The sequence below is a fragment of the Colwellia sp. MEBiC06753 genome (assembly GCF_053470325.1).
On record NZ_JBQMTM010000016.1, the window covers coordinates 86890 to 112526 of the forward strand.

At 37.0% G+C, this 25637-nt stretch carries 22 protein-coding genes; 7 read left to right on the top strand and 15 right to left on the bottom strand.

Annotated elements, in window-relative coordinates:
* Positions 1-10: 10 nt before the first annotated feature.
* From hmgA to maiA, 3 genes are read left to right on the top strand one after another with little or no spacing between them, the layout of a single operon-like run.
* Complete coding sequence (gene hmgA, locus ACOB82_RS13315) at positions 11-1309, top strand: homogentisate 1,2-dioxygenase (RefSeq protein ID WP_448213462.1); 1299 nt, start codon at positions 11-13, stop codon at positions 1307-1309.
* A gap of 42 nt (positions 1310-1351) precedes the next feature.
* Complete coding sequence (fahA, locus tag ACOB82_RS13320) at positions 1352-2656, top strand: fumarylacetoacetase (RefSeq protein WP_448213463.1); 1305 nt, start codon at positions 1352-1354, stop codon at positions 2654-2656.
* 21 nt (positions 2657-2677) lie between these two features.
* Complete coding sequence (maiA, locus tag ACOB82_RS13325) at positions 2678-3307, top strand: maleylacetoacetate isomerase (RefSeq protein ID WP_448213464.1); 630 nt, start codon at positions 2678-2680, stop codon at positions 3305-3307.
* A gap of 150 nt (positions 3308-3457) precedes the next feature.
* On the opposite strand, the gene ACOB82_RS13330 is transcribed toward maiA, so the two are convergent.
* Entirely contained in the window at positions 3458-3889 is a 432-nt protein-coding gene (locus tag ACOB82_RS13330; protein ID WP_448213465.1) for a hypothetical protein, read from the bottom strand.
* Positions 3890-4338: 449 nt separating this feature from the next.
* A complete protein-coding gene (locus tag ACOB82_RS13335; protein ID WP_448213466.1) occupies positions 4339-4674 on the bottom strand; it encodes a hypothetical protein in 336 nt (111 codons plus the stop codon).
* A gap of 379 nt (positions 4675-5053) precedes the next feature.
* Here ACOB82_RS13335 and ACOB82_RS13340 point away from each other — a divergent pair, with 379 nt between their 5' ends.
* From ACOB82_RS13340 to ACOB82_RS13355, 4 genes are all read left to right on the top strand, one after another.
* The gene (locus ACOB82_RS13340) at positions 5054-7144 is read left to right on the top strand and encodes a winged helix-turn-helix domain-containing protein (protein ID WP_448213467.1); all 2091 of its coding nucleotides are present in this window, start codon (positions 5054-5056) and stop codon (positions 7142-7144) included.
* 113 nt (positions 7145-7257) lie between these two features.
* Positions 7258-7497, top strand: coding sequence for a hypothetical protein (locus ACOB82_RS13345; protein WP_448213468.1), 240 nt, complete (start codon positions 7258-7260; stop codon positions 7495-7497).
* A 102-nt stretch (positions 7498-7599) separates the two neighbouring features.
* The gene (locus tag ACOB82_RS13350) at positions 7600-8067 is read left to right on the top strand and encodes a hypothetical protein (protein ID WP_448213469.1); all 468 of its coding nucleotides are present in this window, start codon (positions 7600-7602) and stop codon (positions 8065-8067) included.
* A gap of 578 nt (positions 8068-8645) precedes the next feature.
* Entirely contained in the window at positions 8646-9302 is a 657-nt protein-coding gene (locus ACOB82_RS13355; protein WP_448213470.1) for a class I SAM-dependent methyltransferase, read from the top strand.
* A 130-nt stretch (positions 9303-9432) separates the two neighbouring features.
* Here the strand turns inward: ACOB82_RS13355 and ACOB82_RS13360 are convergent, their stop codons facing one another.
* The 13 genes from ACOB82_RS13360 to ACOB82_RS13420 form a co-directional block, all read right to left on the bottom strand.
* The gene (locus ACOB82_RS13360) at positions 9433-9840 is read right to left on the bottom strand and encodes a GFA family protein (RefSeq protein WP_448213471.1); all 408 of its coding nucleotides are present in this window, start codon (positions 9838-9840) and stop codon (positions 9433-9435) included.
* A gap of 129 nt (positions 9841-9969) precedes the next feature.
* On the bottom strand, positions 9970-10413 hold the full coding sequence (locus ACOB82_RS13365) for an energy transducer TonB (RefSeq protein WP_448213472.1): 444 nt from the start codon (positions 10411-10413) through the stop codon (positions 9970-9972).
* A gap of 632 nt (positions 10414-11045) precedes the next feature.
* On the bottom strand, positions 11046-11780 hold the full coding sequence (locus ACOB82_RS13370; protein ID WP_448213473.1) for a hypothetical protein: 735 nt from the start codon (positions 11778-11780) through the stop codon (positions 11046-11048).
* Between the two features lie 23 nt (positions 11781-11803).
* Positions 11804-12664, bottom strand: a complete 861-nt coding sequence (locus tag ACOB82_RS13375) for a plasmid fertility inhibition factor family protein (RefSeq protein ID WP_448213474.1) — start codon at positions 12662-12664, stop codon at positions 11804-11806.
* Between the two features lie 154 nt (positions 12665-12818).
* Positions 12819-14222 (bottom strand): KAP family P-loop NTPase fold protein, encoded by a 1404-nt coding sequence (locus ACOB82_RS13380; RefSeq protein ID WP_448213475.1) that lies wholly within the window; start codon positions 14220-14222, stop codon positions 12819-12821.
* Between the two features lie 253 nt (positions 14223-14475).
* Positions 14476-14985 (bottom strand): cold-shock protein, encoded by a 510-nt coding sequence (locus ACOB82_RS13385; RefSeq protein WP_448213476.1) that lies wholly within the window; start codon positions 14983-14985, stop codon positions 14476-14478.
* Between the two features lie 33 nt (positions 14986-15018).
* Entirely contained in the window at positions 15019-16620 is a 1602-nt protein-coding gene (locus tag ACOB82_RS13390) for a deaminase (RefSeq protein WP_448213477.1), read from the bottom strand.
* Positions 16621-16868: 248 nt separating this feature from the next.
* A complete protein-coding gene (locus ACOB82_RS13395) occupies positions 16869-18683 on the bottom strand; it encodes a hypothetical protein (protein WP_448213478.1) in 1815 nt (604 codons plus the stop codon).
* Positions 18684-18814: 131 nt separating this feature from the next.
* A complete protein-coding gene (locus ACOB82_RS13400) occupies positions 18815-18997 on the bottom strand; it encodes a DUF3606 domain-containing protein (RefSeq protein ID WP_448213479.1) in 183 nt (60 codons plus the stop codon).
* A 650-nt stretch (positions 18998-19647) separates the two neighbouring features.
* Positions 19648-22716, bottom strand: coding sequence for a metallophosphoesterase (locus ACOB82_RS13405; RefSeq protein WP_448213480.1), 3069 nt, complete (start codon positions 22714-22716; stop codon positions 19648-19650).
* Positions 22717-22924: 208 nt separating this feature from the next.
* Entirely contained in the window at positions 22925-23806 is an 882-nt protein-coding gene (locus tag ACOB82_RS13410; protein WP_448213481.1) for a hypothetical protein, read from the bottom strand.
* A gap of 202 nt (positions 23807-24008) precedes the next feature.
* On the bottom strand, positions 24009-24413 hold the full coding sequence (locus ACOB82_RS13415; RefSeq protein ID WP_448213482.1) for a hypothetical protein: 405 nt from the start codon (positions 24411-24413) through the stop codon (positions 24009-24011).
* 14 nt (positions 24414-24427) lie between these two features.
* The coding region (locus ACOB82_RS13420) for a hypothetical protein (protein WP_448213483.1) at positions 24428-25637 on the bottom strand (1210 nt) is incomplete at its 5' end.

Here is a 25637-nt window from a genome sequence, read left to right on the forward strand (position 1 = left end):
AGCAAAGAATATGACTGATCAATTAACTTATCTCACAGGCTTTGGTAATGAACATGAAACCGAAGCATTGCCGGGTGCTTTACCCATAGGCCAATTTAGCCCGCAAAAAGTGAAATATGGTTTATACGCCGAGCAATTTAGCTCAACCGCATTTACCGCGCCGCGTGATAAAAACCGCCGCACATGGACCTATCGTATTCGTCCATCGATTGCTATGGGCGATTTTTCACCAATGGATAATGGCTTAGTGCGCACCAGCCCAATTACTGAAGCGGTAACGCCACCGAATGTCATGCGCTGGAATGCTCTGCCATACCCTGAAACTGATAAAGATTTTATCGATGGCTTAATTACCATTGCCGCCAATGGCGATGCTAAAGGCCAAACGGGGATCGGCATACATGTTTATTGCGCTAATACCGATATGCATTCACGTTATTTCTACAATGCCGACGGCGAGTTATTAATTGTCCCACAAGAAGGTGCGCTATTGGCGTTTACCGAATTGGGTAAATTATTCGTTAAACCCGGTGAAATTTTAGTGATACCACGTGGCATTAAATTTCGCATTGAATTACCTGATGGTAAAGCGCGTGGCTATATTTGCGAAAACTATGGCGCGCCACTCGAACTTCCTGAGCGTGGGCCAGTTGGCGCTAATGGTTATGCCAATGATCGCGACTTCCAATACCCAGTTGCTTGGTTTGAAGACTTAGAAGGTGACTTTAAGTTACTAACTAAATTTGCAGGCAACTTATTCCAAGCCGATATCGATCATTCACCACTTGATGTGGTTGCTTGGGTTGGAAATTCTGCACCTTATAAGTATGACTTATCACGATTTAACACCATGAATACGGTCAGCTATGATCATCCTGATCCTTCAATCTTTACTGTGTTAACATCACCTTCAGATACTGCAGGCACAGCGAACGTTGATTTTGTGATTTTCCCTGCCCGCTGGATGGTGGCTGAGCACACGTTCCGCCCGCCCTATTATCACCGCAATATTATGAGTGAATTTATGGGATTAATTGAAGGGGTATACGATGCCAAAGAAGCAGGCTTTGAACCCGGCGGAATGAGTTTGCATAACTGTATGACGCCACATGGGCCAGAAGCGGATGTTTTTGAACATGCTTCAAATGCAGAACTTGCACCGCAGCGCTATGAAAACACCTTAGCATTTATGTTCGAGTCGCGTTATGTAATTTCACCGACTAAATTCGCCCTCGAAACCCCTGCTAAGCAACAAGATTATTTAAAATGCTGGAACTCCCTGCAAAAATTTTATAACGCTAACGCGTAAATCTACTCGACACAGATTATAAAGAAATTAAAGGTATAAAAAATGAGCTATTTAAATGAAACCCATGACGTTAACTTAACAAGTTGGGTTGATTCAGCCAATGTTAACGACACCGATTTTCCTATTCAAAACTTACCGTTTGCTTCATTTCGCGTAAAAGGGAGCGATCAATCATTTCGTGGTGGTGTCGCCATTGGCGATCAAATTGTCGATTTAGCCGCTTTAGCTAAACTAGCGTTATTTGACGGCCTAGCACAACAAGGTTTAGTTGCTTGTTCACAAGCTGAGTTAAATGACTTTATGGATATGGGCGCAGCAGCCTCTAGTGCATTACGTTTAGCCTTATCTCGGGCATTACGCGAAGGTGCAACTGAACAAGCACAAATTGAAACTTGCTTAGTGGCGCAGGCTGATGCTGAATTTAAATTGCCGTGCCAAATTAAAGATTACACTGACTTTTACACATCAATTTTCCACGCAACAGCCGTAGGTTCATTATTCAGGCCTGACAACCCGTTATTACCAAACTACAAATGGGTACCGATTGGTTATCACGGTCGCGCATCAAGTGTTGATGTTTCAGGTCAAACTTTCCCGCGCCCTTGTGGCCAAACCAAAGCACCTGATGCTGTAGAACCAAGTTTTGGCCCATGTAAGCGTCTAGATTACGAAGTAGAAATGGGTATTTTTATCGGTAAAGGTAACGCGCTTGGTCAACCAATTTCAATTGAAGCGGCAGAAGAGCATGTCTTTGGCTTATGTTTATTTAATGACTGGTCAGCACGTGATATTCAAGCATGGGAATACCAACCATTAGGGCCATTCTTAGCGAAAAACTTTGCTTCAACCGTTTCACCTTGGATTGTTACCACTGAAGCATTAGCACCATTTAGACAAGCGTTTAGTCGCGATGAAAATGATCCACAACCGATGGCTTACTTAACATCAGCGACGAACTCTGAGCGTGGCCAGTTTGATGTGACGTTAGATTGTTTTATTAAAACGCCAAACTCAGATGTTGAAAACAAGCTATCAACCTCAAACTTTAAGCACTCATACTGGACTGTCGCGCAAATGGTGGCACACCACACAGTAAACGGCTGTAATATGCAGGCTGGTGATTTACTAGGTAGCGGCACGCAATCAGGTCCTAACGAAGCTGAAGCAGGTTCATTACTTGAATTAACCAAAGGTGGCAAACAGCCAATTACCTTAGCTAATGGCGAAACTCGTACTTTCTTAGAAGACGGTGATACCGTGATTATGCGCGGCTATTGTCAGCGTGGTGGTGCCAAACGCATTGGTTTTGGTGAAGTGGCTAGCACTATTTTGCCTGCGAATATTTAATAGATAACTGAGGTTAACTTAATGGAACTTTTTAGCTACTTTCGCTCGTCAGCCGCTTATCGTTTAAGAATTGCCTTGAACTATAAAGTGGTGCCATATGAGCAAATTCCAGTGAATTTACTCAAAGGAGAGCATAAGTCAGCCGACTACCTTGCGGTTAATCCGCAAGGGCTAGTGCCAAGCTTAAAAATTGATGGCAGCCATGTACTTACGCAATCACCTGCGATTTTGGAATGGTTAGAGGAAGCATTTCCAGAAACATCGTTATTGCCAACTGATGCCTTCGAGCGTGCTAAAGTGAGAAGTTGGTGTAATCAAATCGCTTGTGACATTCACCCTATTTGTAATTTAAGGGTGATTAATTATGTAGCGAACGATTTAGCTGCTGGCGATGATGGTAAAATGGCTTGGTTACACCATTGGATGACAGTAGGTTTTAGTGCCTTAGAACAGCAGTTATCTGATGGTCCTTATTGCAACGGACAGCAAGTGACCATGGCAGATGTTTATCTTATTCCACAAGTATTTAATGCCTTGCGCTTTAAGGTAGATATGACTCAGTTTCCGAAAATTATGGCGATTTACCAGAACTGTAACCAGCTTGATGCTTTTATTGATGCAGCGCCAGACAATCAACCTGACAGTATTTAATTGAGTTGAATAAAATAGAATTGAATTGAGTTGAGTAGTTCGTACACACTAAAAAGCCACCTGTTAACGGTGGCTTTTTTCTTGCCTTTTTATTTGCCTTTTAAAGTGCGACTTCTCGCCACATTAGAAAAATCATAAAAATCAGTAACTTTAGTTAAGCTGACATTGGCTTACAAGTGCTGGTAACAACGTTGCTGTGCTAGCCACTCTCACTTTAACGCAACCTGACTGATGATCTATTAACTCTTTTTGAATCAATGAAAACTTACCTTGGTCAACCGAATTTAGCTGATACTGATAAGCCTGATCACTACCCTCGGCTACGGCAGTGACTATTCCACCGACTATAGCACCAGCTAATGCACCTGCAATCATGTCTTCATGGTTACCATCAAGCTCGTCAATTAAACCAACAGCTGCGCCCCCTGCTATGCCGGTTTTAACATGGGATGACAAGGTTACCTGCTCAACAGACTCTACGGATGCGTAAAACTCTTTAATTATGACATTTTGATCTGCTTGTTTTACCCCTTGACTGGCACAGCCGGCCAATAATAAAGACATTAGTATTATTTTTTTCATAGCGTTCCTTTCTTTAGGTGCAAGAATTGCAAAACTTTAGGTGCAAGAATTGCAAAACTTTAGGTGAAAGAATTGCAAAAGTAGTGAAAGTAATGAAAGTTTCAAAAATCGAAAAAGCAGCTAAGTCATTTAGTTAGCAAAGTTATACTAGACAAGCCATTTCATCATATCTATCTCAATTATTTGTAACTTATCCTAATTATTGACTTTAAAATTGACGCAAAGTTGCGAAATTATTGAAATTTTTCTGCGAGCTATTAAATTAGACAGTCGCGAAAAGCAACAACAAAACCGTATTTAGCCAAATCTTAAAGTAGAGCAACAGTTAATACATTAGCTAAACGCTATTTAAACAGTAGTTAACCAGGAAATAAAAGTTTTCCAAAGAGCGAACCTGCTGACATGGTTAGATGTAGAAATTTCTTCAAGTTATATATGGTAAAGCGCTTTTAATCCTGATGACAAATCCCTGAGTTTGCAAAGTGTTTGGCTGCCAAACTCTCAATTGGCTCTCCACTATCAGTCATACCGTATTCAAAATTCGATGCGAAGAGCGAACCGTCCAATTGCGCTTTATTCTCTAAGGCAATCGGTAATGCAAAGCAAGAGCGTTTAACCACTTCATCAAGTTTATTGACATTAATTAACTGCAGCGTATTGGCATAAAACTGAATTTCAGTAGCCACAACACTTTGGCCACCATAGACGAAAAACGTTAAAGCCACATAGCCTGCCATGACTAAACCTATGAGAAAACTGAGTAAACTTACTAAAAAAATTTTCATATACACTCCGCTATATCAAATAAACCTTTATGTTTAAAACTAATCTCATAAGAATCAATATAAATAAATTCCTGTAATTTTGTTCTCAAAACATCTAGCGTCTTAATCTAAAATAATTCAAAAATCATACAATTACTTTTTAAATTTATACTTTCGATTAAAGACTAGGCAAACGGCGGTGTTTCATTTTGCCCTCGCGTTAAAATGTGTAAGAATGCAGGCTTAAAGCAGCGATTTTGTCGCAGACATACTTAACTTAAAAAGCTGCTTCGTTATTTTACAATTTAGTTGTTTAAATCATCACTGTAACTGATTCGCTAGTTACTATTGACGGGTTAAACTTTTTTAGATTTTTAAATTATCCACTTACGGTAGCTTAATGGCAGAACTATACAAAATAGGTAACGTAACCATTGATTTAAAGCATAAAGTTGCAACCTTTGATGATGGCAACACCGTAAAGTTAAGCCCTATCCAATCGAAAATTCTAACCTTATTGCTTCATTCTCCTGGCAACGTTGTTCCTCATGCTACGTTAAAAGACACCGTATGGAAGGGAAAGCTGATTGAAGAAAAAACCTACTCATCAGCCTTTAGGCGACTCAGAGACAAGTTAAATTGGGGCAAAGATGAATACTTATTTAATGAGCATGGTGAAGGATACCTGCTTAGAGGACAGATCATTGCGATTGAGCAAGATTTAGCTCCCACTCTAGTAAATGAACAAACAAGTGAACAAGAAAATGAACAAAAGAGCACTGCGCCAAAAAACCACACTAAAAGTGAACGAACGCGCTTCAAATGGCTAATTGCTAGTGCAAGCTTAATTTTTTTAGCTTTCTTGCTCGCATTAATAACATCTAAAACACAAACACTTGCACCGATAAAAGTTACTCCGTTACCTAAAACCTATATCGAAGGCGTTGAATTAAGGCCTGCAGTGTCACCAGATGGAAAATACCTCGCCTTTAGCCACTCTCAAACAGGTTTAGAGCGGTTATCAGTAAAAGTAAAAAACCTTCATACCAACGAATATTTAGACTTAATCACTAGCGACTATTCAACATCGCCCAATTGGAATAGTCGTGGCACAGCACTGTATTTTTCATCATTTGACAATGGGCAATGTTGGATAAGCCGAGCACTCTTTCAAGAACAGCAATTTTTACCTCCAGAAAACCTTATTTCTTGTGGTGTAGAGCCGAGTGAGAGTCAACCGCAAATAGATAACAATGAAGATTGGCTGTATTTTACCTTTAAAAGTGATATCAGTTCGCCAAGCATTGTAAAACGAATGCATCTAAGAACTGGTAATGTCGAGTCAATGACAGTAAGTGAAAGTGATGGTTATGGTGATTACAGTATTAATATTAGCCCCGACGCTACTAAGCTAGCGATATTAAACACAGATGCATCTTATATCAGTCACCTTGATATTTTGGATTTGCAAGACGGCTCTAGACAACGCTACTTTGATTATGAACACCTTATGTTTAACGTTAGTTGGGCTCCTGATGGGAACTCAGTATTTTTTATCGACGGACGAAATACAATTGCAGAGTTTAAGTTTAAATCTAAGACTAAGCATCAACTAGCAACACTAGAACAGGCTGCGTATTCAATTAGCACTACAAACGACAGTAAAATGTATATTGGTTATGGCAACATCTATCAGAGTGACATTAAGCGCTTAGATCCAACTGACTTTTCGATCCAAACTGTTATCAACTCTACATTTGATGATTACAGCCCGGCAATAATGAAAAATGACAAAGCCAGTTATTTTATTTCAAATAGAAGTGGGCTAAATCAAATATGGATAGCCTATGATGGCAAACAAATACAAGTTAGTAACTATACGATACAAACAAAAATTTCAGACCTAATACTATCGCCTTCAGAAAACTATCTCGCCTACTTAAAAGATGGGGCAATTGAAATAAGAGAAGTGGACTTAGAACAATCAAAAGTCATTATGAATACCTCAGACACGCCAGTTAAATACCGAAATTTAACCTGGTCGTGTAATCAAGATAAATTATATTTGTCATCTAAAATGAATAATATCTGGGGGCTTTCATCACTCGACATTAAAAGCAAGGTAATTAATAAAGAACGCGAGAATGTTTCTGGTATACAGTTTGACTGCCAAACCAACCAAAAGTACCTAACAAAAGAAAATCAATCTGGAATTTTTGTCGAAAGCTCAAATGAAGAGTTTTCTGATAAGCATATATTGCAGAATGTGAACCTCATACATAATGATGAATGGGCTATTTATCATGGCCAAGTCTTTTTTCGATATGAAGGTAATTTATACCTTAATAAGGGTGAAAAGTATCAACCAATAGACATAACAGCTTTTCAGACGATTTATGATGTAACTTTCACTGGTAACAACCTTTACTTCAGCAAACAAGCATTGAACGATACTTACATCGCTGAGGTTGTCTTAAAAAGTCAAAAATAATCGATAAAAACAGTTATTTAAGGGAAAAGCAGGTAAAAGCAGGTACCGGAGATACCGTGTTTTGCTGAATTATTTAGGTCGTTTTACTAACTTAACTAAAAGGCCTAACAACCATGAAATTTAATACTAAATTACCACTTATCTTAACTACTGTTGTTTTATTTAACGCACCATCAATGACGTCGACTTCTGCACAAGCTGCATCAATTGGCAAAGACGTAATAAATACTTCAGCTTCCGCAAAAGATATTATCATTCCATTGTGTATGCCATACCCTTCATGTCGAGTAAAAGGTAACAATTTAAACGACACTTCTTATATAACCAAATTAGCCAATGGTAACTTTAACTAATCTAGTAAGTTGATTAGCTACAGGTTGAATATCCACCTATTAACACTGACTGAGAAGTTACTTACCAAAGGTTAGCCGAATAGAAATATTTGGCCTTAAGCAATGAAAGAAGAAGTATACCAAAATATTTTCAGAGCTATTTGGGGGGTGTACCTTATTGCACTCCCCATGTTTTTGATGTCGGCAGTATTGATTTACGCATTTGAAGTCAATGGAGTTAAAAACATTACCAGTAAAGCGGATGTTGTTTACCTTACTGTATTTTTTGGCCCCCTGCTGGGAGTTATATTTTATTTAATTGACCAACATGTACAGAAGCGTTTATTAATTATCTCAGATACTGCGATCAAGTTTGGGCGTCCCGACGCGTTTACTGTAGTGTTGTGGAAAGAAATAGATTGCATTTACGTAGATTTAAAAGCAAATACTTGCTGGTTAGATGTTAAAAGCAAAAATAATTTTGAGCGCCGATACACGCTAAAGTTTGGCCATTACGATATTAATAAAACTCATTTTGTTAATATGCTAACCAAACTCCATGAAAAGTTTCATTTTAAGTTAGAGCTATAGATATAACCGTAGGTCACATTATATAAATATGTGGTTTTACCTCAATGTACCTACAACTTTGCTACAGCACATTAAAAACAACATGATGAAACAGTAGAAACAAAGGCGGTAATTATTAAAGCTTTCTAGTTGGAATAAAGCAGATAGAGCCTAAACTTCACTTTCTTTTAAACAAATACCTTGATTCAGCCTTTGACAGAGTTATGGGCTCAACAGACGTTATTGAATTAGGGGATGGACGAAGGCAGTCTCACAAGCAATGCGTCCATTTGTTTTTATTAGTTTTTGACAAACAAAATTACAACCAGTGTTACTTGAGGTGAAAGTCATTGTTAAATAGAACCATTCTGAACTAGCCACAAAATTCTCTAAATAGCTTAACGTTCGGCTCAGCTGCCAAAAAAATTGCTGTTGTTTAGCCGTTTTTATTTGGCAAAACAAGTGAGAGTTTTTTGCGATCCGTTGCATCTCTTGTTAAATGCATTGCACTCTCAGCCAATCACTGTAATCTAATAGGCCATTCGTTTTGTCATTTATCCTTGATAGTTGGCTGAGCGCTCACTTTTTGAGGCAGCCAAATGACAAATCTACGCGTATGCTACCAAACTATTGAGTTTGGAAATATAGATATTCACCTATGCACGCTACGTAGCAAGCAAGAGTTTTACGACCCTGACGGGATTGCCGATAAACTAGGAATTTCTTCGGCAGCCTGGCCTATTTTTGGAATTATTTGGCCGTCAAGTTTAGTACTCGCGCATTACATGAATAACTATGCTATTGGTACAAAACGAGTTCTTGAAATTGGCTGTGGAACTGCTCTAAGTAGTTTATTGCTGAATAAAAAGAATGTAGATATTACAGCAACTGATTATCACCCCGAAACAAAACATTTTTTAAACAGAAACACTAAGCTTAATGGGGACAACGCAATAACTTTTGAAAGAACCGGCTGGGCAGATAACGATGATACTCTAGGGCACTTTGACTTAATAATAGGCAGCGATCTGCTGTATGAAGATGAGCACGTTGAATTACTCACGAGTTTCATTCAGGAGCATTCAAACCCTGAGTGCGAAGTGATAATCGTAGATCCAGGCAGAGGTAGAAAAAACAAATTGGCGAAAAAACTACTTGGACTTGGTTTTGTATCCACGTTTTCTAAACCAGAACATACCGATTATTTAGATAAAGATTTTAAAGGCGATATTCTAACATTTTTGCGGACTAACTAAGCAACTCCCTATTAAGTAGCCCGAAACGCCCTGACTCACTTCCCGCATCACGTAGTAAACACCAAACTCAACGCAAACCGAAAGCGTTAGGGGCTTGCTTGAATCGTTTGTTATGTGTTTAGCTCTTAGCTTATTCTGGAAGCTTTTCGTAGCTAGGTACATCGCACAATTTCATAGACCATTTAGCGCTACTACCAACAAAGATTTTAGCAGTAGGCGTAATTGGAACTGGACTATCGAGGCTGCCTGCCGGAACTACTACGCTGTTAATACTTTCTGCAAACGTTGGGAGTGCAGACCCGCATTTTGAGCAAAAGCTTTTTGCATGAAATGAATTTTGATGCTTATACGTTCTGACATCACTTTCACCGTTTAACCAATTTAAGGTGCCAGCTTTAGCAAACAAATTTGCACCATGAGCTGAGCCTGTACCCTTTTGACAACGAGTACAATGACATAAAAAGAAAGACTGGAACTCACCTAAAAGCTCATACTTCACATTACCACAAAGGCATGAACCTCGATATTTATCCGCCATAAGCGCCTCCTTACTTTCGATTACACCTAACGCCCCAATAAAAAGCAGATAATGCTTGGTTAAACTTAGCGACGAAGGAGCGCAAGTCAGGCGATTGCGCCCTTGCCATGATTGACTTGTTAGGTAAACTTACGCATTACACTCCAATTTTGCTTGTTCAGCACACCTTGCCTTAGCTTTCGCTTCAGTTTTACCACCCATGCAAAAATCTAAACGAATGAGTTTTTCTTCAGTCAAGTTAGGCTCACCGGAAACATTTTTCCACTCCCAACTTTTTATAACCTTTTTTGCTGGTTTATAAATCACTTTCTTTGGCATTGAGCTAACCAATTCAACATCACCTGTTTTACCGTTTTCATCTACGGTAACTTTAAATACACCACAACCAGCAATACCATTCATTGCCAGCTCCATAGGGTAACGAGGCGTGAACTGTTTGGCTCTAATCCATTGAGCATTAGCTTTTTCAGGTTTTATATGGGTTAACTTTACGTCAGTATAGTTTTTTGCACCTGCACACGATGCAAATACGAGTGAAAAAATAGACATTAACTTAAGTATTTGAAATTTCATCTAAACCTTCCTTAGTTCATCTAACGCTTTAAACAAAGGTTACTTATAGCAGTTTGCATAGCATTTATAAATAATCCTTTTATTTTCCTTGTTATCTAGCGGCCAGAGCTTACTCTGCTTTGGCTGCGCATCGAAGAAAATGACGGAAAAAATAAACGCCTGTTTTAAGATGTTTGAAAGGACTAGTCATAAAAGGCATTTTGTACCACCTTTTTGTACCAATCGACTTATTACTAGATTAGCTACACGCCTTGATATTAAAGAACCCTAGAGAATTAACGGGCTAGATAAAGAATGGCGGTGACGGAGAGATTCGAACTCTTCCTATAATCTAACTTAAACCACCAAACACCTCTCTAGACATTTATTTATATGAGTTTTCAAAATCTCCATTTGGTTTAAGGTAGTCTCCTATGGTTTCCTTTTCACCCCAATTTTGCCCCAAATCTATCCCGTTCAAACGACTTTGAGACGCCTGGTGGGCGCGTTCCCCAATAAGTAGTCGACTCAAAGCTCAGTGTTAAATCATACCGTTACAGTCCCCATTTTGTTCAATTTCTTGCAGGTTCTGTTGCTTAAAACTGGTATTCACGTTGCAATACTCTTTACTTCTTTATATAGCAAAAATACCTTTACTCTATGCAAGGTATTTGACCAAAGGTCTTCATTACCGAATAAACCCTAGAATTTAACTTTAAGTACTTAGCATACACCTTGGGGTTGCCATAACTATCCGACAATTTTTGCTGGGTAATATTACTTACTTGATGAAGTTGTTCAAAAGCCTCTTTACCAGCGTCGGATGAAAATAAGGTAGACACTTCGCTATGTAAAACATCTTCAATTCTCGATAAACAATCTACGCCGCAAAACCCGTCAGAGTAATCCTTAATGCCGACACTAGGTAAAGCTTCCTTATTAGAAAGCATATCAATAACCGATTTATCAAAAACAACTCTGGGCCAATCAGCAAACTGACTCTCAAGTTCATAAGACTTAATCATAGCTGGACCGAATACTGCGTCCTCTGCATGATATAACTCTCCGTAGGACATACCGCCACGAAGTGCAATCTTTTGGTTAAGATAGGTATCTTGTAGCATTTTTACCGTGGCTGTAGCCAAAATATTTGCAGCTTCTTCAACTTCAGGTGCTTTTGCTGCAACAGACAACACAATACAATCGCTAAACGTGGTTGCAATTGGCTCGCTTCCAATTTTTTCCATAAATTCTTTATTTGATTTTAGCGTGCTCTTAATGTCACCGATGACTTGATGCACCTTACTACATTCATTTGATTTTACGAGTGTTGAAAACCCTAAAATATCGAGGAAAAGGCATAACCTTTTATTGTAGTTCTCATTCATGTACTGCTTTATTACCTTTAATATCAAAGATGGTTTAAATGCTTAGATTCTTTTCTTTTTGTTAACGATTCAATACTGATTTCTTCGCCTTGATGATTTTGGTACTCGCCAGCAACACCAGCTTTATAGTTAATAATATCGACGACCTTAGTTGCTAACTCGCCGTTAGCAGTGCGATAAGACAATACGTTCCAGACATGATCGACAGGCTCCCATAATCTACCATCCTTAAACCGCTGCGCCTTACCTATATAAATGCTTATATCACCTCGCCACTGATAATTACGATAAAAACGACATGCATTTGCATCGCATTGGCCAAACTCTACCAAGTTCGAAGGATTGTTCGCATATGCAATAAGCTCAACATCTGTTAACGGTCTTTCATGAGCAGGAACATTAAGGTGAGCCACACGATTAAATAAGTCATCAACAGTAATATAGGCATCAGTATCAACGCCAGCATATTGCGCTAGAACTAAAGCGCTAGGAACATCACACTTAACCAGGAAGTATTCAGCGCCATTGACCATTAACCATAGTGTTCTCGTGATACCATCATTAAAACTGACGAAAGGTGTTCGCTGCCGCTCTACCCCTATTTTAACGTTAAATAAGAGCCATTTTCTTTGGTAGATTGTTTTTACCTCATCATGTATGTCTGCACCTACTTCTGCTAGAGGGACAGGGCTTTCCTCGCCATGAGAAAAGACTTTAACTGCATTTGGGTATTTTCTATCGTTAGGCCATGTATGTTTATTGCCCATTCGCTCTTCATCGTGAATACTCCAAGGCTCATTTCGCCACAGCTGAAGAAAATTTTCGCTGTTAACCAACACAACACAGCGCTTATCGTTACAAAAATCTTTCTTTTGGATGGACATATAGACGTGGTTGCCAGACTTAATAGGCAGTTTGAACGTAATTTTATTCCCATAGACAGAGTGAATAAGGTCGCGAAATTTCATGTACTAAAAGCTTTCCTATTGTAAGCCACTTCCAAAACTAATTAAAAAATCTAGACGGCTTGTTAGTCACTTAGTCAGCAAAATCAAACGCTTCGATCATGTCGATACGGTGCTTAATACTTGTTAGGCTAATTGTATTGTTATATCTATCGATACTTTCGACAATGCCAATGATTTTTCTAGCGTAACGTATTTGTTCTTTAGACCCGTTAGCTGCGCTTAACATATTTTGATGCCGAGATAATGACATTCCAAGTCTGCTATTGTCGTCCAAATTTTTCGCTGCAATTAGAAACGCTTCTATAAGTGCCCCTATGTGCAATTCCACTAATTCTGATTCTGGTATTAATGAATATAATATCTCTATAAGCTTTTCTGGTGTATTCCCTTTGTTCATATAATTATCGTAGTCCTCGAAATAATATTCCTTAACGATAAGGAGAAATACTAATAAAATAGGGTAAAGGCGAACTCCTTGACCTGTTGCTAGAACTACTAAATTGACTTTCGAGAAAAGCTGCTCTACTTCACGCAGCGATAGCCTTTTTGCGTTGGCTAAGATTTTGAATATATCCTTTAAATTTTGACCATCGTATTGAAACTCACTGTACTGCATGCGTGCCTGAAAAAAAGTATTAAAGCCGAAATTGACAAACTGATGTTCGATAAAAGCCCCTAAATCAGCTTCAGGTAATGTGTATTCAATATCAATAAAACGCCTTAAGTAACCTAACGCTTCAAAATCATTACCGTAAACACCTTTGACACTATGGGATAATTGCAGCTTATCCATCGCCAGCACAAAAACCAGCCCCTCAATATCAAGAAGATGTTTAACACGCTCGAGTAATTCAATTGCATAAGTTGGTCGACACCTGTCCAATTCGTCGATAAAAATAAATAGTTGAGTAGCACCACCTTCTTTATTACTTAGCACTTTGGCAACGCCAGCTTTAAATTGACTGATAGCTTCCTTTTTTGTGGTGTAATCTTTTAAAAAGTCACTAGTAAAGCCTTCCAATAATTTGGCCGTCTCGTCCTCAATTAATTTTTCAGTATCTAGAACTCCAGCGGTAGCAACTTTGACAAACGCCGGCACACCTTTTTTTAATATATGCGCACCAGCCTTTTTGGTAGTCTCCCACGCTTTGTTTTTCTCTTTATCACCATTAATAAGCAATTCTATTTGATTGTTTATTTCTCCTATAAATGCTTGCAATGGATCTGTAGCAAAGTCAGTCTCCCAAGCACTAAAAAAAATAGAATGTTTACCTTTATTCCTAAGGTTTGCGTGTAACATTTCAAGAAAGGTAGTCTTGCCTTGCCCCCATGGTGCATTGACAGAGAAAACAGTAGGAGCTTTAACGTTCTCTAATAGGATAGAGAAGTTATCGACGTGTGGTTTACGGTTTAACTTATCGTGATAAAAAGGATTGCTTTGATCAACTTTAATTTTATGAGATTTAAATTCCATGAATTCACTTAATTAGATATAAAAGTAATGCCCCAAACAGGGTGAACGGTATGATTTAACTAGAGACTTTGTTAGAGGTAAAATTCAATTAACTAACTAGGTCAATGTGCAAAAAATATTAACAGTAGTATTTAAAGGGCTAAGCTGTTAAAACAATGCAATAGCCCCTTATTCTTACAAATATACGGATTAATAATCACGTAAATTAACAAGTAATACATTTAAACATAGTTAAATTAATAAAAATAAGTAGTTAGTTATCAATACTCACATCAACGGCATAAGGTACTTTTTTATGATTAACCTTCAACTTATATTCCACTTTATCGCCGGGGGAAATTGATTCTAAATTACCACTAATTATTTTATCCTTAAAAAATACTATATCTTTTCCAGCAGCTGAATTAATAAACCCCGAGCCTTTAACACTATTCCAAGATTTAATAGTTGGAATAAACTCACTAGCTTCCGCTTGTACAAATTTAATATCATCAGCAAAATAAACACCATCACTTCCTTGCTTTAACGTAAAGTTAACGTGTGCATCTATCTCTATTAACCCTTCATCACTGTTTTCGCTTAAGTTTGACAAATTAAAGCCATAGTCTTTGCCAGGTTGTTTTGACTTAATATAGCCCCACTTGTGTTTTGGCTCCCAGTATTTGATGTAAGAATTAAACCTTTCTGCGTTTGATACTCTAATCTCTTGTTTATATTCCAATATTATTTTTTCAAGAGCACCATCATTAACAGCATCAATCACATTTAAAAACTGTAACTCGTTAAACTTAAGCTGCTATACAATTACAGGTACTCTGGGCATAAGCTCTGCTGAACGCTTTAGAAAGACAACATTAGACTTATCTTTTTCTTTTCTTTTTAGTGCTCGGCCATCCCCTAACTTCATTGAAAAAAGATCTAGATACTTTTTCGGGCCAATCCCAGAATAAGGTTTAAATTGAACTTTTGAGTCATTGTTAGGCGTTTCAAAATAAGTGTTAACAATATGCAAAACTAGCTTTTCAATCACTTCCTCTCTTGTTAAATCAGTCTCATCAATAATGGCATCACTATCAAAAATAGAGTCTTTATGCAGTATAGTGGCTTTACTTTTTGGGTATGGTTCAATGTATTCAACACTTTGAATACCAGATGCAATAATATGCTTTGCGCAGTTGTGACAGGGGTAAGTAGTACAGTACATATGGGCATTTCTTACAGAAACACCATTTCTTGCAGCCGCCATCAATGAGGACATTTCAGCATGAACTACTCGACCAAATTCAGTAATATCATTTAGCGATGTATCTTTTAGCGCTTTCATCACTTCTTGATCAATATCGTCCGCATTAGTAATTAATGCGTTATTTTTTAATGTATTAACAATTTCAGCAAATATAGACTCTTTAATTTTGGCATTGGCATCATAACCTAAAACAAAATCTCGCTGATCTTTTTGCTCTTTAAGCAAAAGTTCATTTTCGCTGGTATGGGCACAATATTGTTCATTTGCCCAATATTGACCACCACCAGAAACAGGTACCTCATTAGCTCCTAAAGCCAGAATATCTTGAGAATCATTAATAATCGTTGAACCAACTTGTCTTGATAAATCTGCGGAACGCAATGAGTACATATACGCTAAAAACATATTATGCTCTCTTGCTGTTGGAGTGATAATTGGCGCACCGCAAATTAAATCAACAAATCGCTGAATTACAGAAGGTAATTTTTGTTCAACCTCTTTCGGGAACTCACCTAAATTTATAAAATAATCAGATAGTTGATAAGCTTCACTAATTGAATTTGCCCATTTGTTTAAATTGTCATCATTAGCGACAAAATAAAAATCATCATAAATTTCAGTAGCGGCTTTATTGAGCCCTTGTTCATCAGCCAAAATGTCCTCTATCGAAAGTTTCGCCAGCGTTTTAGGGTGTTTAAATAAAATTCGCTGCTTAATATCTGCTGTCACACCTACAGAATAAAAAGCTTTCTTATAAACTCTTTGAAGAGAGATAATATCTTGAGGGTGTTTCAAATTATCAAGAATATATAGACGTTTTGTAACATCAGGATCAGCAGCACGAATCTTTTGTATTTGATTAACAATCAATGCAGCATATATATCATCCCCCTGAACGTCATCAGAAGCTATTTGGCTATCAGCAATTTCACGAAGCTTTGGCATACTGGAGCTAAGTTGATCAATTAAGCCTCGACTAATTGGTTCTTTTTCTTCTATTAGCACATTTGGCAAATCAGCTACCTGAATAACGTGAACTTCATAGTTATAGTCGCTAATTGCATCTTGGATATATTGGATAACTTTATCTAAATCAACACCTATCGGTGATACCAGCCCTACAATCATTTCAAAATTAGGATTTTTTAACATGCTTCCCTCTAAATACATACTTCTTAAAATGATTACCTAAATAACAAGCAATCAGCTACTTAACTAAAATATCCCGTAATAAATAGCAGTCGTTCATAAAAATATTTTAAATAAGAGGAGAAACTAATCTTGTTAGGAATAATGTCATTGAATTGGCTTGCTTTAAGGTATGAAATATAAAATCAAGGTATTGACTTGATTCAAAGCCCATCATTACAAAAATCTTTCAGAATAAAGCTATCAAATTGCTACTCAACTTGATCTTGAACTCCGATTATATGAAATGATGCCCCTGTCGATTGAATTGTATTTTCTGCACTAACTAACAACACATCTAACTGTCTGCGTCTATTTTTGGTTTGTGCATTGTCATACTTTGATCTTTGTGTATGAGGCTGAATAACAACAACTCTGGTTTTTACATTGTTATTATCTTTAATCGATTTTAAGTAATCCAGAAACTCTATTGGCGATTTTTCTGTGCCATCATACCAACATAGTTTCTTTTCAGAATTATTAAACCTTTCATTTAGCGCTTCATGAAGAGCTTTCCGGCTGCAATAGCGAATATTTTTGATTGCTTGGTTTAAAACTATATCATGAACACCTACAGATAAATCTCGAGTATTTTTATCTGACTTTGCCGCTTTTACATGTATAAGTGATATTAGTTCCAAGCCTTGATAGTTAACGAGATGGATGAAATCTGCCTTTTCTCCTGCACCATCATCACAATACAACCAACCCTTCGGGGAATCATTGATTTGAAAGTCCTTTTGCTCTAACCATAAACCATCCCAGTTATTTTTTACCCAGCAAAAAAGAGAATTATTTAAGCCAATTTTACTTAAATCCACATTAGTTTTAGTAACTCCTGGCTTTTCCTTGGTAATATCGTGATTATCAAAATAGGTCCACATAAACTTAGAGTAATCTACGTCTTTATAACCTGTTTTAAATATCATGCCATTAACAATTGCATGTCCTGACTCATACCAACACTTGATTAAATCAGGGTATTGAAACACTTTAATATATTGTTCAAAAGCTCGTTTTCCTCCACTTTTGACTAAGATATTACTAATTGTAAATTTAACTTTATAATCAATTATTTCAGGCGTTACGGTTAGCTCTCCAACCTTGTTATTTAAATAATATACATCCAACAACAGCTCACCGGATTCTGCAAACGGATCCCTCAATTCGGCTCGATAATCATATTTTAGCTTTCTCAGTAACTCCTTCCTATACTGACCATCTTTTTCCTGTAAAAACTCATAATCAAGCAACGTAAAGTCATAAGGAACTTTTAAATCTTCCCCATGAGATATTGGATAAGAAAGTATACTAATAGGGTTTTCAACTTCTTGAGGGTTATTTCTCAGTTGATCTAAAATCTCTATAACCCTATCTTCAAATTTTTGCCACGAGTTACATGGCCCTCTCCAAATCGAAGACTTGAAAGGATTAATACCATAAGTAGTATCTTGCCCTGCTATATATGTTCTCACGGCTGACATCATATATGATTGGTCAAGTAAAGGATCTAGAGTATCCGCGACACTTTCTCCACCTAACACTTTAGAATCGGCTTTATAATTATTTCGTCCATGTGTACCAGAAAGCCAAAGCATGCTTATTTCATCTTCATTTATAAAATTATAATTAAGTTGTTTTATATTTATCGGATGTAAATGTTCAAGCTTTGACGATCCAAGCTCGGCTCGTATTTCATCTTTCTTTGTTGAATCAGAAAAATAGATACCTAAATAAGTATCTACTTGAAAAGTTATGATTGCATGGTATTCAGTATTTAAATACTCTCCTCCTACCAACCAACTGGGTGCCTTAACTTCTTTATAACAAGTATATTGCACTGTGCCCACGTCACCAATTTCATCGGAAATTGTTTCAGATATATCTTGAGGTGCAATTTCTCCAAAGCTAGGAAGTAAGGTTGCAAGTATCGCTTTATGATAATCATAATGAACATGGGATTCTTCACACTTGACAAGCAATATTGAAAGATAAGGATTAATAAGATCTTTAGAAACATTTTCCACACTGATACTCACTTCTTATTACAGTGTTAGACGTCGCTTCCCTATAAAAACTCTGCTAGGAAACCATTAAATTAAAAAGCTCCCCCGTTATGTACACCGTGGATTAGTGTCTACATAACAGGCTTTACGAGTTAACGTTGTTGCTTAAGGTAAGCTTCTACATCATCAGCCCATGTACCAACGGCACTTACAGCTTTTTCAAGTTCATCCTTAGTACAGTTAAATTTATGACACCAGTTTCGAACCTCATAGGGCTGGCTTAAATTAACTCTTTGAGCATCTAATGGCGCTTTTATTGATTTATTATCAGGCATAACAACTCCTATCAATCACACATTTCTGATTTATTGGCGTTAACGAGTACACATTAAGTAAAATCAAGTAAGTTATTTAAATCATTGTAAAACAACACGTTGAATTAATACCTATGAATACCTATGGCTAAATTACAGTTAGAAAACTCACTCTAATGCAGGCGTCTTACTTCAGCTTTTAAACAGATGGTTTGTAGGTGAAGTTACCTAAAGGCACTTATTAGCTAGTCATTTTTATCACAAGCTATAAAAGCAATTACATTACACTACATTACAAGTTCAGTTATTATTACCCTATGAGATCGTAAAAATGTGTTGCTAGTTTGTTGTAATAGCTATAATTCTGCTAAGCCAAATATAACTAACTATCAAATAAGGTAGGCACTACAATCTTGTTGGATGTATTAGATATAAGATCGTTAAGCTATTTCCTGTAGCTTAAAATCTACGGAAATTAGCACCGTATTTGATTCAAAGAGAAGTCTTATAAATATCACCAGCAGAATATTAGATATACCATGGAACAGTACCTAAATAAGTATTCAAATTTAAATGTGCATCTCGTCTTGAATATAATAGCGGCCAATATTAATTGGCCGCGACACAACATAAATACAAAAAAGTGGGAAGTTAATATCTAATTTCAATTTTTAACGCTTATGGGTTAGCCTTGAAACTTTATGTTGCTTGCTATAACCAATTTTATGCTGTTGATCTAAGTTATACTTTAACTCGCTTTCCAGCCATACCATATCTTGTTCGTAAGGTTTAAACATATGTAAGCGATTCAGGATGATCACATCGAACGCTTTTCTGGCAACCATATTCTCTTCTGTTTTATCAAATAGATATTTAACTTTGCTTCTTTGAATTGGCTTATGGTTATCTAGTGAAATGGCTAGATCAATTAATTCAAATGCTAAAGTATTATTGTCCTGAACCGCTTTTGGTACATCAGGCTGTAACACCTCAGAATTTACGATTTGGGCTGTTTTGATTATAAAAGAACCAGATACTCCTTGAATAACTCTAGAGACAGCTTGCCTAGCAATAGTTTCCCTTTCCTCTTGTGACAACTTGTTAGACTTTGACGCAAGATCAAAATTGATTGTTTCTATTAAGGCATTAGGATGCTTTTCTAAAAAGTTATAAAAATCTTGTAACGCTCTTAAGGGAGCTGAGAATATAGATTTTAATATTTCAACTTTTTTCGGGCGTTGAAACTTAGTCGGGTTAGATTTAATTATTTGACTTAATATATCAACCGTCTTAAAAAGCATGGTAAGTCTTGTTGCCAAATTCAAATTTGAAGGATCTTCTTCCTCATCCTTTAAAAAGTTATCTGGGTTGCGTTGTTCAACAATTTCTTTCTTTTTACTAAGCTCTTGCCTGTTTTCATGAGGTGTTTTCTTATTAAACTCCAAGCTAGGAGCATGTTGAATTAAATCGTTTGCTACAGTACAACCACCATTGAAATCCGCAGCTATGTTATCTTCAAATAATTTATCTGCTGCTTCTTTCATCAATACCAATATATTATCTGAAGCAGTATGGTGCGCTAAAAATAAAATAGTATTTGCGTACTTCTTAACGTATAAGTGCTCTATATAATTTGCTATTTCTTTTTGCACTGGGGTTTCAAGTATATGCTGACTTAAATAACGCCCTAACAAATAATAATAGTTATACAAATATCTAAATTCGTAATCATCCCCATTCTTCATTAACACTTTAGCTTTAACGAGAATTTGCTCTTGTTTAGCAAACTCTTTTTCATGCCACGTATCTGAATAGTTTTGATTAAATTCTTTGAAGTCTTCTTTAGTTATTATAAAAGTGTTTTGTAAGTTAAAATGCCTTGCTAAATGCATGGCATAATCAAGTTCAATACCAATAGCATCTGCTGAAATACCAACATCTAAAAAGCCTTGATTTAACAGATAACTATAGTAGTGTCCTAAAGCACTATCTGTCAGCTGACCTGATTGTCCCGTTTCAATACTTTGAAGAAATGTCAGCAAATAAATAGGATGCGGTGAAATTAAGCTTTTATCCATTACCGTATCCATTAATTTTTCAGCTTTATTGCACTTTGCAATTATCTCAGCCTCAGATTCATTATCTTGTTGGCCTATCGAGTACCACTTTCGAATCAATTCTGTTCGTTTTACAAAGCCAAAGTTTTCAATTTTATAGTGTTCAAATAATTTTGATGTAGAAGTATCATCCTGTGAAGCAAGCTCACCAATTTCATACATACTATCGACAGTGATAATCACTTTATGGAATTTACTCATTAGGTAAGCCAGTACCTCATCTCGAGCTTTTTCCGACTTTATTTTAATTTCATGAAAATCATCAATTAGCAAAACTTTTTTATGAGTTGGTTCTTGATTAAACTTGTTAATGATATCGCTACTATCAAACTGCGCATTGAGAGCTCTTTCTATTTGTAAATTAATATTGTGTTCTGTTTTTTGCTTAATACTGCTTCCTCTAATTAATACCGGTAGCAATCCTTGCGCAGAATATTCTGACACCAATGTATAAAGCAAACTCGTTGAACCGATTTTTTCTTCGCTACTTAAAACAATGCCTTTTGGAAATTTTTTTACGTTGAGTAGACGTTTAGATGAAATGCTAGCAGGTTTATTTTTTTGCCTAGTTTCTTTTTTTATATTCGGGTAAATGAAAATATCAGATAATTTTAAATTAGCTACATTACTGTGTTTAAAATAACCGCCACAGTCTTCAAGCTTTGTTTTATAATTTTGATTAAATCTAAATGAATTTTGGCAACTGTTAGCAGTGCGTAACAGTTGCTTTTCATGTATGGGTTTATATATTTGATCGTCAGAACAGTATTCAAAGGTAAAATAACTGTTTATATTTTCTCTTAAATCAACGGTAATTATTCCAAGTGTCGACGAAAGCATGGAACTACCTTCTTGTAATACTCCCCCCTCAATAATAATGGTCTCGCCTGATTCTACATCGTCATGATTAATTGCATTACTAAGATGTTCATGGCCTGTAATAACATAGTCAGAAATAGAACGTAAATTAGTTCTAAAGCTTCTATATGATGACTGGTTCAGCCAATTTAAGGGATGGTGCAAAACCGAAAACCTTAAATCAGCGCTTAACTTAGCTTTTTCTGAATATACTGCAAATGGAAACATTAAGTTACCTTGCTGCTCCTTCAAGTTAGACGCCCAAGATAGGTTTACCGCTTCAAAAACTACCTTCTTATCACCAACATTTAACTCTTGCGTAGACCACAATCTATCTCTTTCAATGTAAGAGTTTTCAAATTTACTACAAAATTCGAAATATTCATTTTGATGAGATGTACACCCTGATAAAACTTCTAAATCAACCGCTTCTATATTGTCTGATTGCAAACTTTTTATTGTGAATTCTCGCATAGGATTGCTCGAGAAGTCACAGTCATGATTTCCAGGACATAAAACAAACTTAACAGGAACATCCCTTTCTTCCTTTAAATTACTTTCTATGTTTCTTAAAAACGTTTCTGCTAAAAGGTATTGGGGTGCCGAACCAGAAAATGCGATATCACCAGAAATTAAAATAACGACATGCGAATCATCATTAATGTGTGAGTATAAGGTTTGAGCAATTTTTGAATGTTCTCTTAAAATAGGATCTGTTTCAGACTTTATATGGATGTCACTTAAATGCAATACAACTAAATTCATTTGCTACTTACTACTATTTATTATTAGTTTATTACCCACTACTGTAACTGCACTGAGATAAAACTAAGTTTTTGAAGGAAAATTGAATAACTATTTATGATAGCTAAATTAAATTATTAGCCCGTTGAAATATAATTAACTTTTATAATCAGATATAAAGGAATCAACTGCCCATGAAGCATTTCTAAAAGGTTAACGGTCTTTATATCTAAAAAGCACCAACAATTACATTACATAGCATTACACGGCCTAAGTCATCGTAAACATACACCCTATCTTCGCTAACGGGGGCACCAAATGAATTGATGCCGTCAAGGCGCTCTCGGGTGACTCGCCCGGCTTCATCGTATTGATATGCGTAGTGCTCTTCGGTCGCTCGTGGCCCTGAATTCAGTAGCACCGAACTTGAACGAGTAATGGTTTCATTGGTTGAGAATGACTCAATACCAAAGGTCATTGGCGCTGATTCAACACCAAAGCTCATGGCCATCGCAAATGGCGTAGCCACAGGCTCACTCACGCCAATGGCGGTGGAATCAATACGATAGTTACCCACCATCTTGTCACCAAGCTGCAGCTCTAAACGCCCAGTTTGTTCGTTAAAGCTCACCACCTCAGGTAATACCGTATCTGCCGTTATTGGTAAGTCATTACCGTCGGCATCGAGTGGAATAATACGGTATTCATAACGGGATATTTCAAAACCGCCGAACATATTGGCTAATTGAATCACCCGCGTTTCACCACTGACCGCTTCAATCGGCTTTTGAGGAATAGCCACTGGACCATCAATTTTGATGCTTAATTCAATAATGGCTTTATTGCCTAAGCCATCATCGGCAATCACTCTCAGGCTTAATGGCACTGGCGGAATATCATCTAGCCCCGGCGAGCCACTTAATACCCCGTCATTATTACTTAACCAGCTGTTCGCTGCATGGTTGGCCAATGGTTGATAATGACCATTGGTGTCCATCACCATGGTTTCAAAGTTAATGAAATGCCCCCACTGTGGTAACAGCGTGGTGGTATCAAAATAATACTGCTGACCATAAGTAAGCTCGGCTTGCGGCACTTCAATATGCGCCATATTATCCGCTGTAATGCCGCTGACTCTTAATGTGGTTTCTACACTGGCTTGGCGGTTTTAAAGAGTAGAGAATGAGCCAGAGCAAAATCAATTAAATCAATTAACTCTGACCCCTTAGATTTCAGTAGATTTCAGCAATTTAGATTTCAGCAATTAACAATGGGTGTCTGTGTTAATTTATATTAGCTAAAAACCTTTCAGACTAACCAAATAAATACATGCAGAAAAAGCCAAAAAACAAACACCCTAATGTAATAAGTAATCCCTTTACTTGAAAATAACTGCTTTTGAAATCACTTTCATAATAATCCAAGTATTGTTTACCTTTAAGGCATACAACATAAACAACTAAAAAAGAAGGCGGAATAACAAACGCAACCCATACAGCCTCCCAAGGTATATTAAGATGCATACCTATATTTTTAGTAATCTCAAGAAAATTTAATTTAAGTACTTTAGCTAAAGCTAAATACATTGATACAACAAGAAAGCTTAATGGCAAGCATGTTGTCATAGCAGCTATATTTCTAGCTCTTGAGTGGGGTTCCCCCCACCTCAATTGATAGTCATATATCCCCGTAAATATATATAAAAATGGATTAACCAACTTTCATTCTCTCCTTAATATTTAGGTCCAAGATTTAAAGCTTCTGCTGGCCTCATTCCCATTTTGATTAACCGTTCTGTCTGTTGAGAATGAATTTCCGCAGCACCTCGCCAATCTGTACCCATGGCTGATAAAGCTATGTCTCCTAAAATATATGCAGGAGCTGCAAATGCAGCAATTGGGTTGGCTGAAGCAAGGAATCCTAGTGAAGTATCAAATATTGCCTTTCCACCTGTTGCCAAAGTTTCTCCGGAATTCCACCCACTCATCTGAGCTTCATTATAAGCTTGCGCAAAACCAACGACAGGCGTAAGCAAATTAGCTCCTGTGGTTAGATACTTTGCTCCAGCCAGTAGTAAAGGTTTCATTGTATCAGTACTAACATTAGCAGAAGCAATAAAGTTCTTATCCATTAGCGAGCCAACCTCCAATGTTCTTCCCATATATTGAGAACCAAATGAGAAGTATGGGTCAAATGCTTGCCTTCTGAAGCCAATATTAAACCCTCTACTATCAGGAAGATATTCAACGCCACTCAATACATTGGCAGTCAAAGACATGCCTCCAACAAACATAGACGCATCAGTTAGAAACTCTTTACTAGAATAGTAAGTGTCCATACTTTCATGGGTTGAATCAGGCATAGGAGTATTCAAACCACTTAAACCAAAGTCCATATGTTCATCAAAGTATCGATTAATCTCCGCACTCAATAACTCTTCGTTAACTACTCCCGGCAAGTCATATTGATCAAAAACACCATTTTCACCACCAAACTTATAACGGCTATAATCAAACGAATTAACTTTCGCCGTTCTAGCATCAAGTTTAAGTTGTTTAAATTCTAGATCGTTAAATAGTTCTGTTGAATTAGCTACTAGTGCAGATACGTCACGAACAGATTCGCTACCACCATCGTAACTGTACCCTTGTGCTACTAGGTTAGAAAAATCGAACGTTGGTGTATCAATCTCAAAACGAATGTTTTGACTGATTTCTCGACCGGCTTGATTCAACGATGCACTAATTTCATTTTGTTGTTTTAGTCGCTTCTCATAATCAGATTGAATAGCACCTTGAACAATCGCATTCCCGATTGCATTGCCAAGCGCAATGACCCCGACGTGCGGTCGTACACGTAGGTGCGGATTGCCCTTATAAGACGGGCGTTGTGGCATGGTCATCATTTGCATATTATTGATTTTACACTGTAAAAGCCCTAGA

Coding starts and splice junctions, on each gene's coding strand:
- ACOB82_RS13410 (WP_448213481.1), bottom strand. CDS start 23,806: ATGGCGCATATTGAAGTGCCGCAAGCCGAGCTTACTTATGGTCAGCAG.
- ACOB82_RS13355 (WP_448213470.1), top strand. CDS start 8,646: ATGACAAATCTACGCGTATGCTACCAAACTATTGAGTTTGGAAATATA.
- ACOB82_RS13350 (WP_448213469.1), top strand. CDS start 7,600: ATGAAAGAAGAAGTATACCAAAATATTTTCAGAGCTATTTGGGGGGTG.
- ACOB82_RS13375 (WP_448213474.1), bottom strand. CDS start 12,664: ATGTCCATCCAAAAGAAAGATTTTTGTAACGATAAGCGCTGTGTTGTG.
- ACOB82_RS13390 (WP_448213477.1), bottom strand. CDS start 16,620: ATGTTAAAAAATCCTAATTTTGAAATGATTGTAGGGCTGGTATCACCG.
- ACOB82_RS13380 (WP_448213475.1), bottom strand. CDS start 14,222: ATGGAATTTAAATCTCATAAAATTAAAGTTGATCAAAGCAATCCTTTT.
- fahA (WP_448213463.1), top strand. CDS start 1,352: ATGAGCTATTTAAATGAAACCCATGACGTTAACTTAACAAGTTGGGTT.
- ACOB82_RS13405 (WP_448213480.1), bottom strand. CDS start 22,716: ATGAATTTAGTTGTATTGCATTTAAGTGACATCCATATAAAGTCTGAA.
- ACOB82_RS13335 (WP_448213466.1), bottom strand. CDS start 4,674: ATGAAAATTTTTTTAGTAAGTTTACTCAGTTTTCTCATAGGTTTAGTC.
- hmgA (WP_448213462.1), top strand. CDS start 11: ATGACTGATCAATTAACTTATCTCACAGGCTTTGGTAATGAACATGAA.
- ACOB82_RS13330 (WP_448213465.1), bottom strand. CDS start 3,889: ATGAAAAAAATAATACTAATGTCTTTATTATTGGCCGGCTGTGCCAGT.
- ACOB82_RS13340 (WP_448213467.1), top strand. CDS start 5,054: ATGGCAGAACTATACAAAATAGGTAACGTAACCATTGATTTAAAGCAT.
- ACOB82_RS13345 (WP_448213468.1), top strand. CDS start 7,258: ATGAAATTTAATACTAAATTACCACTTATCTTAACTACTGTTGTTTTA.
- ACOB82_RS13365 (WP_448213472.1), bottom strand. CDS start 10,413: ATGAAATTTCAAATACTTAAGTTAATGTCTATTTTTTCACTCGTATTT.
- maiA (WP_448213464.1), top strand. CDS start 2,678: ATGGAACTTTTTAGCTACTTTCGCTCGTCAGCCGCTTATCGTTTAAGA.
- ACOB82_RS13370 (WP_448213473.1), bottom strand. CDS start 11,780: ATGAATGAGAACTACAATAAAAGGTTATGCCTTTTCCTCGATATTTTA.
- ACOB82_RS13400 (WP_448213479.1), bottom strand. CDS start 18,997: ATGCCTGATAATAAATCAATAAAAGCGCCATTAGATGCTCAAAGAGTT.
- ACOB82_RS13360 (WP_448213471.1), bottom strand. CDS start 9,840: ATGGCGGATAAATATCGAGGTTCATGCCTTTGTGGTAATGTGAAGTAT.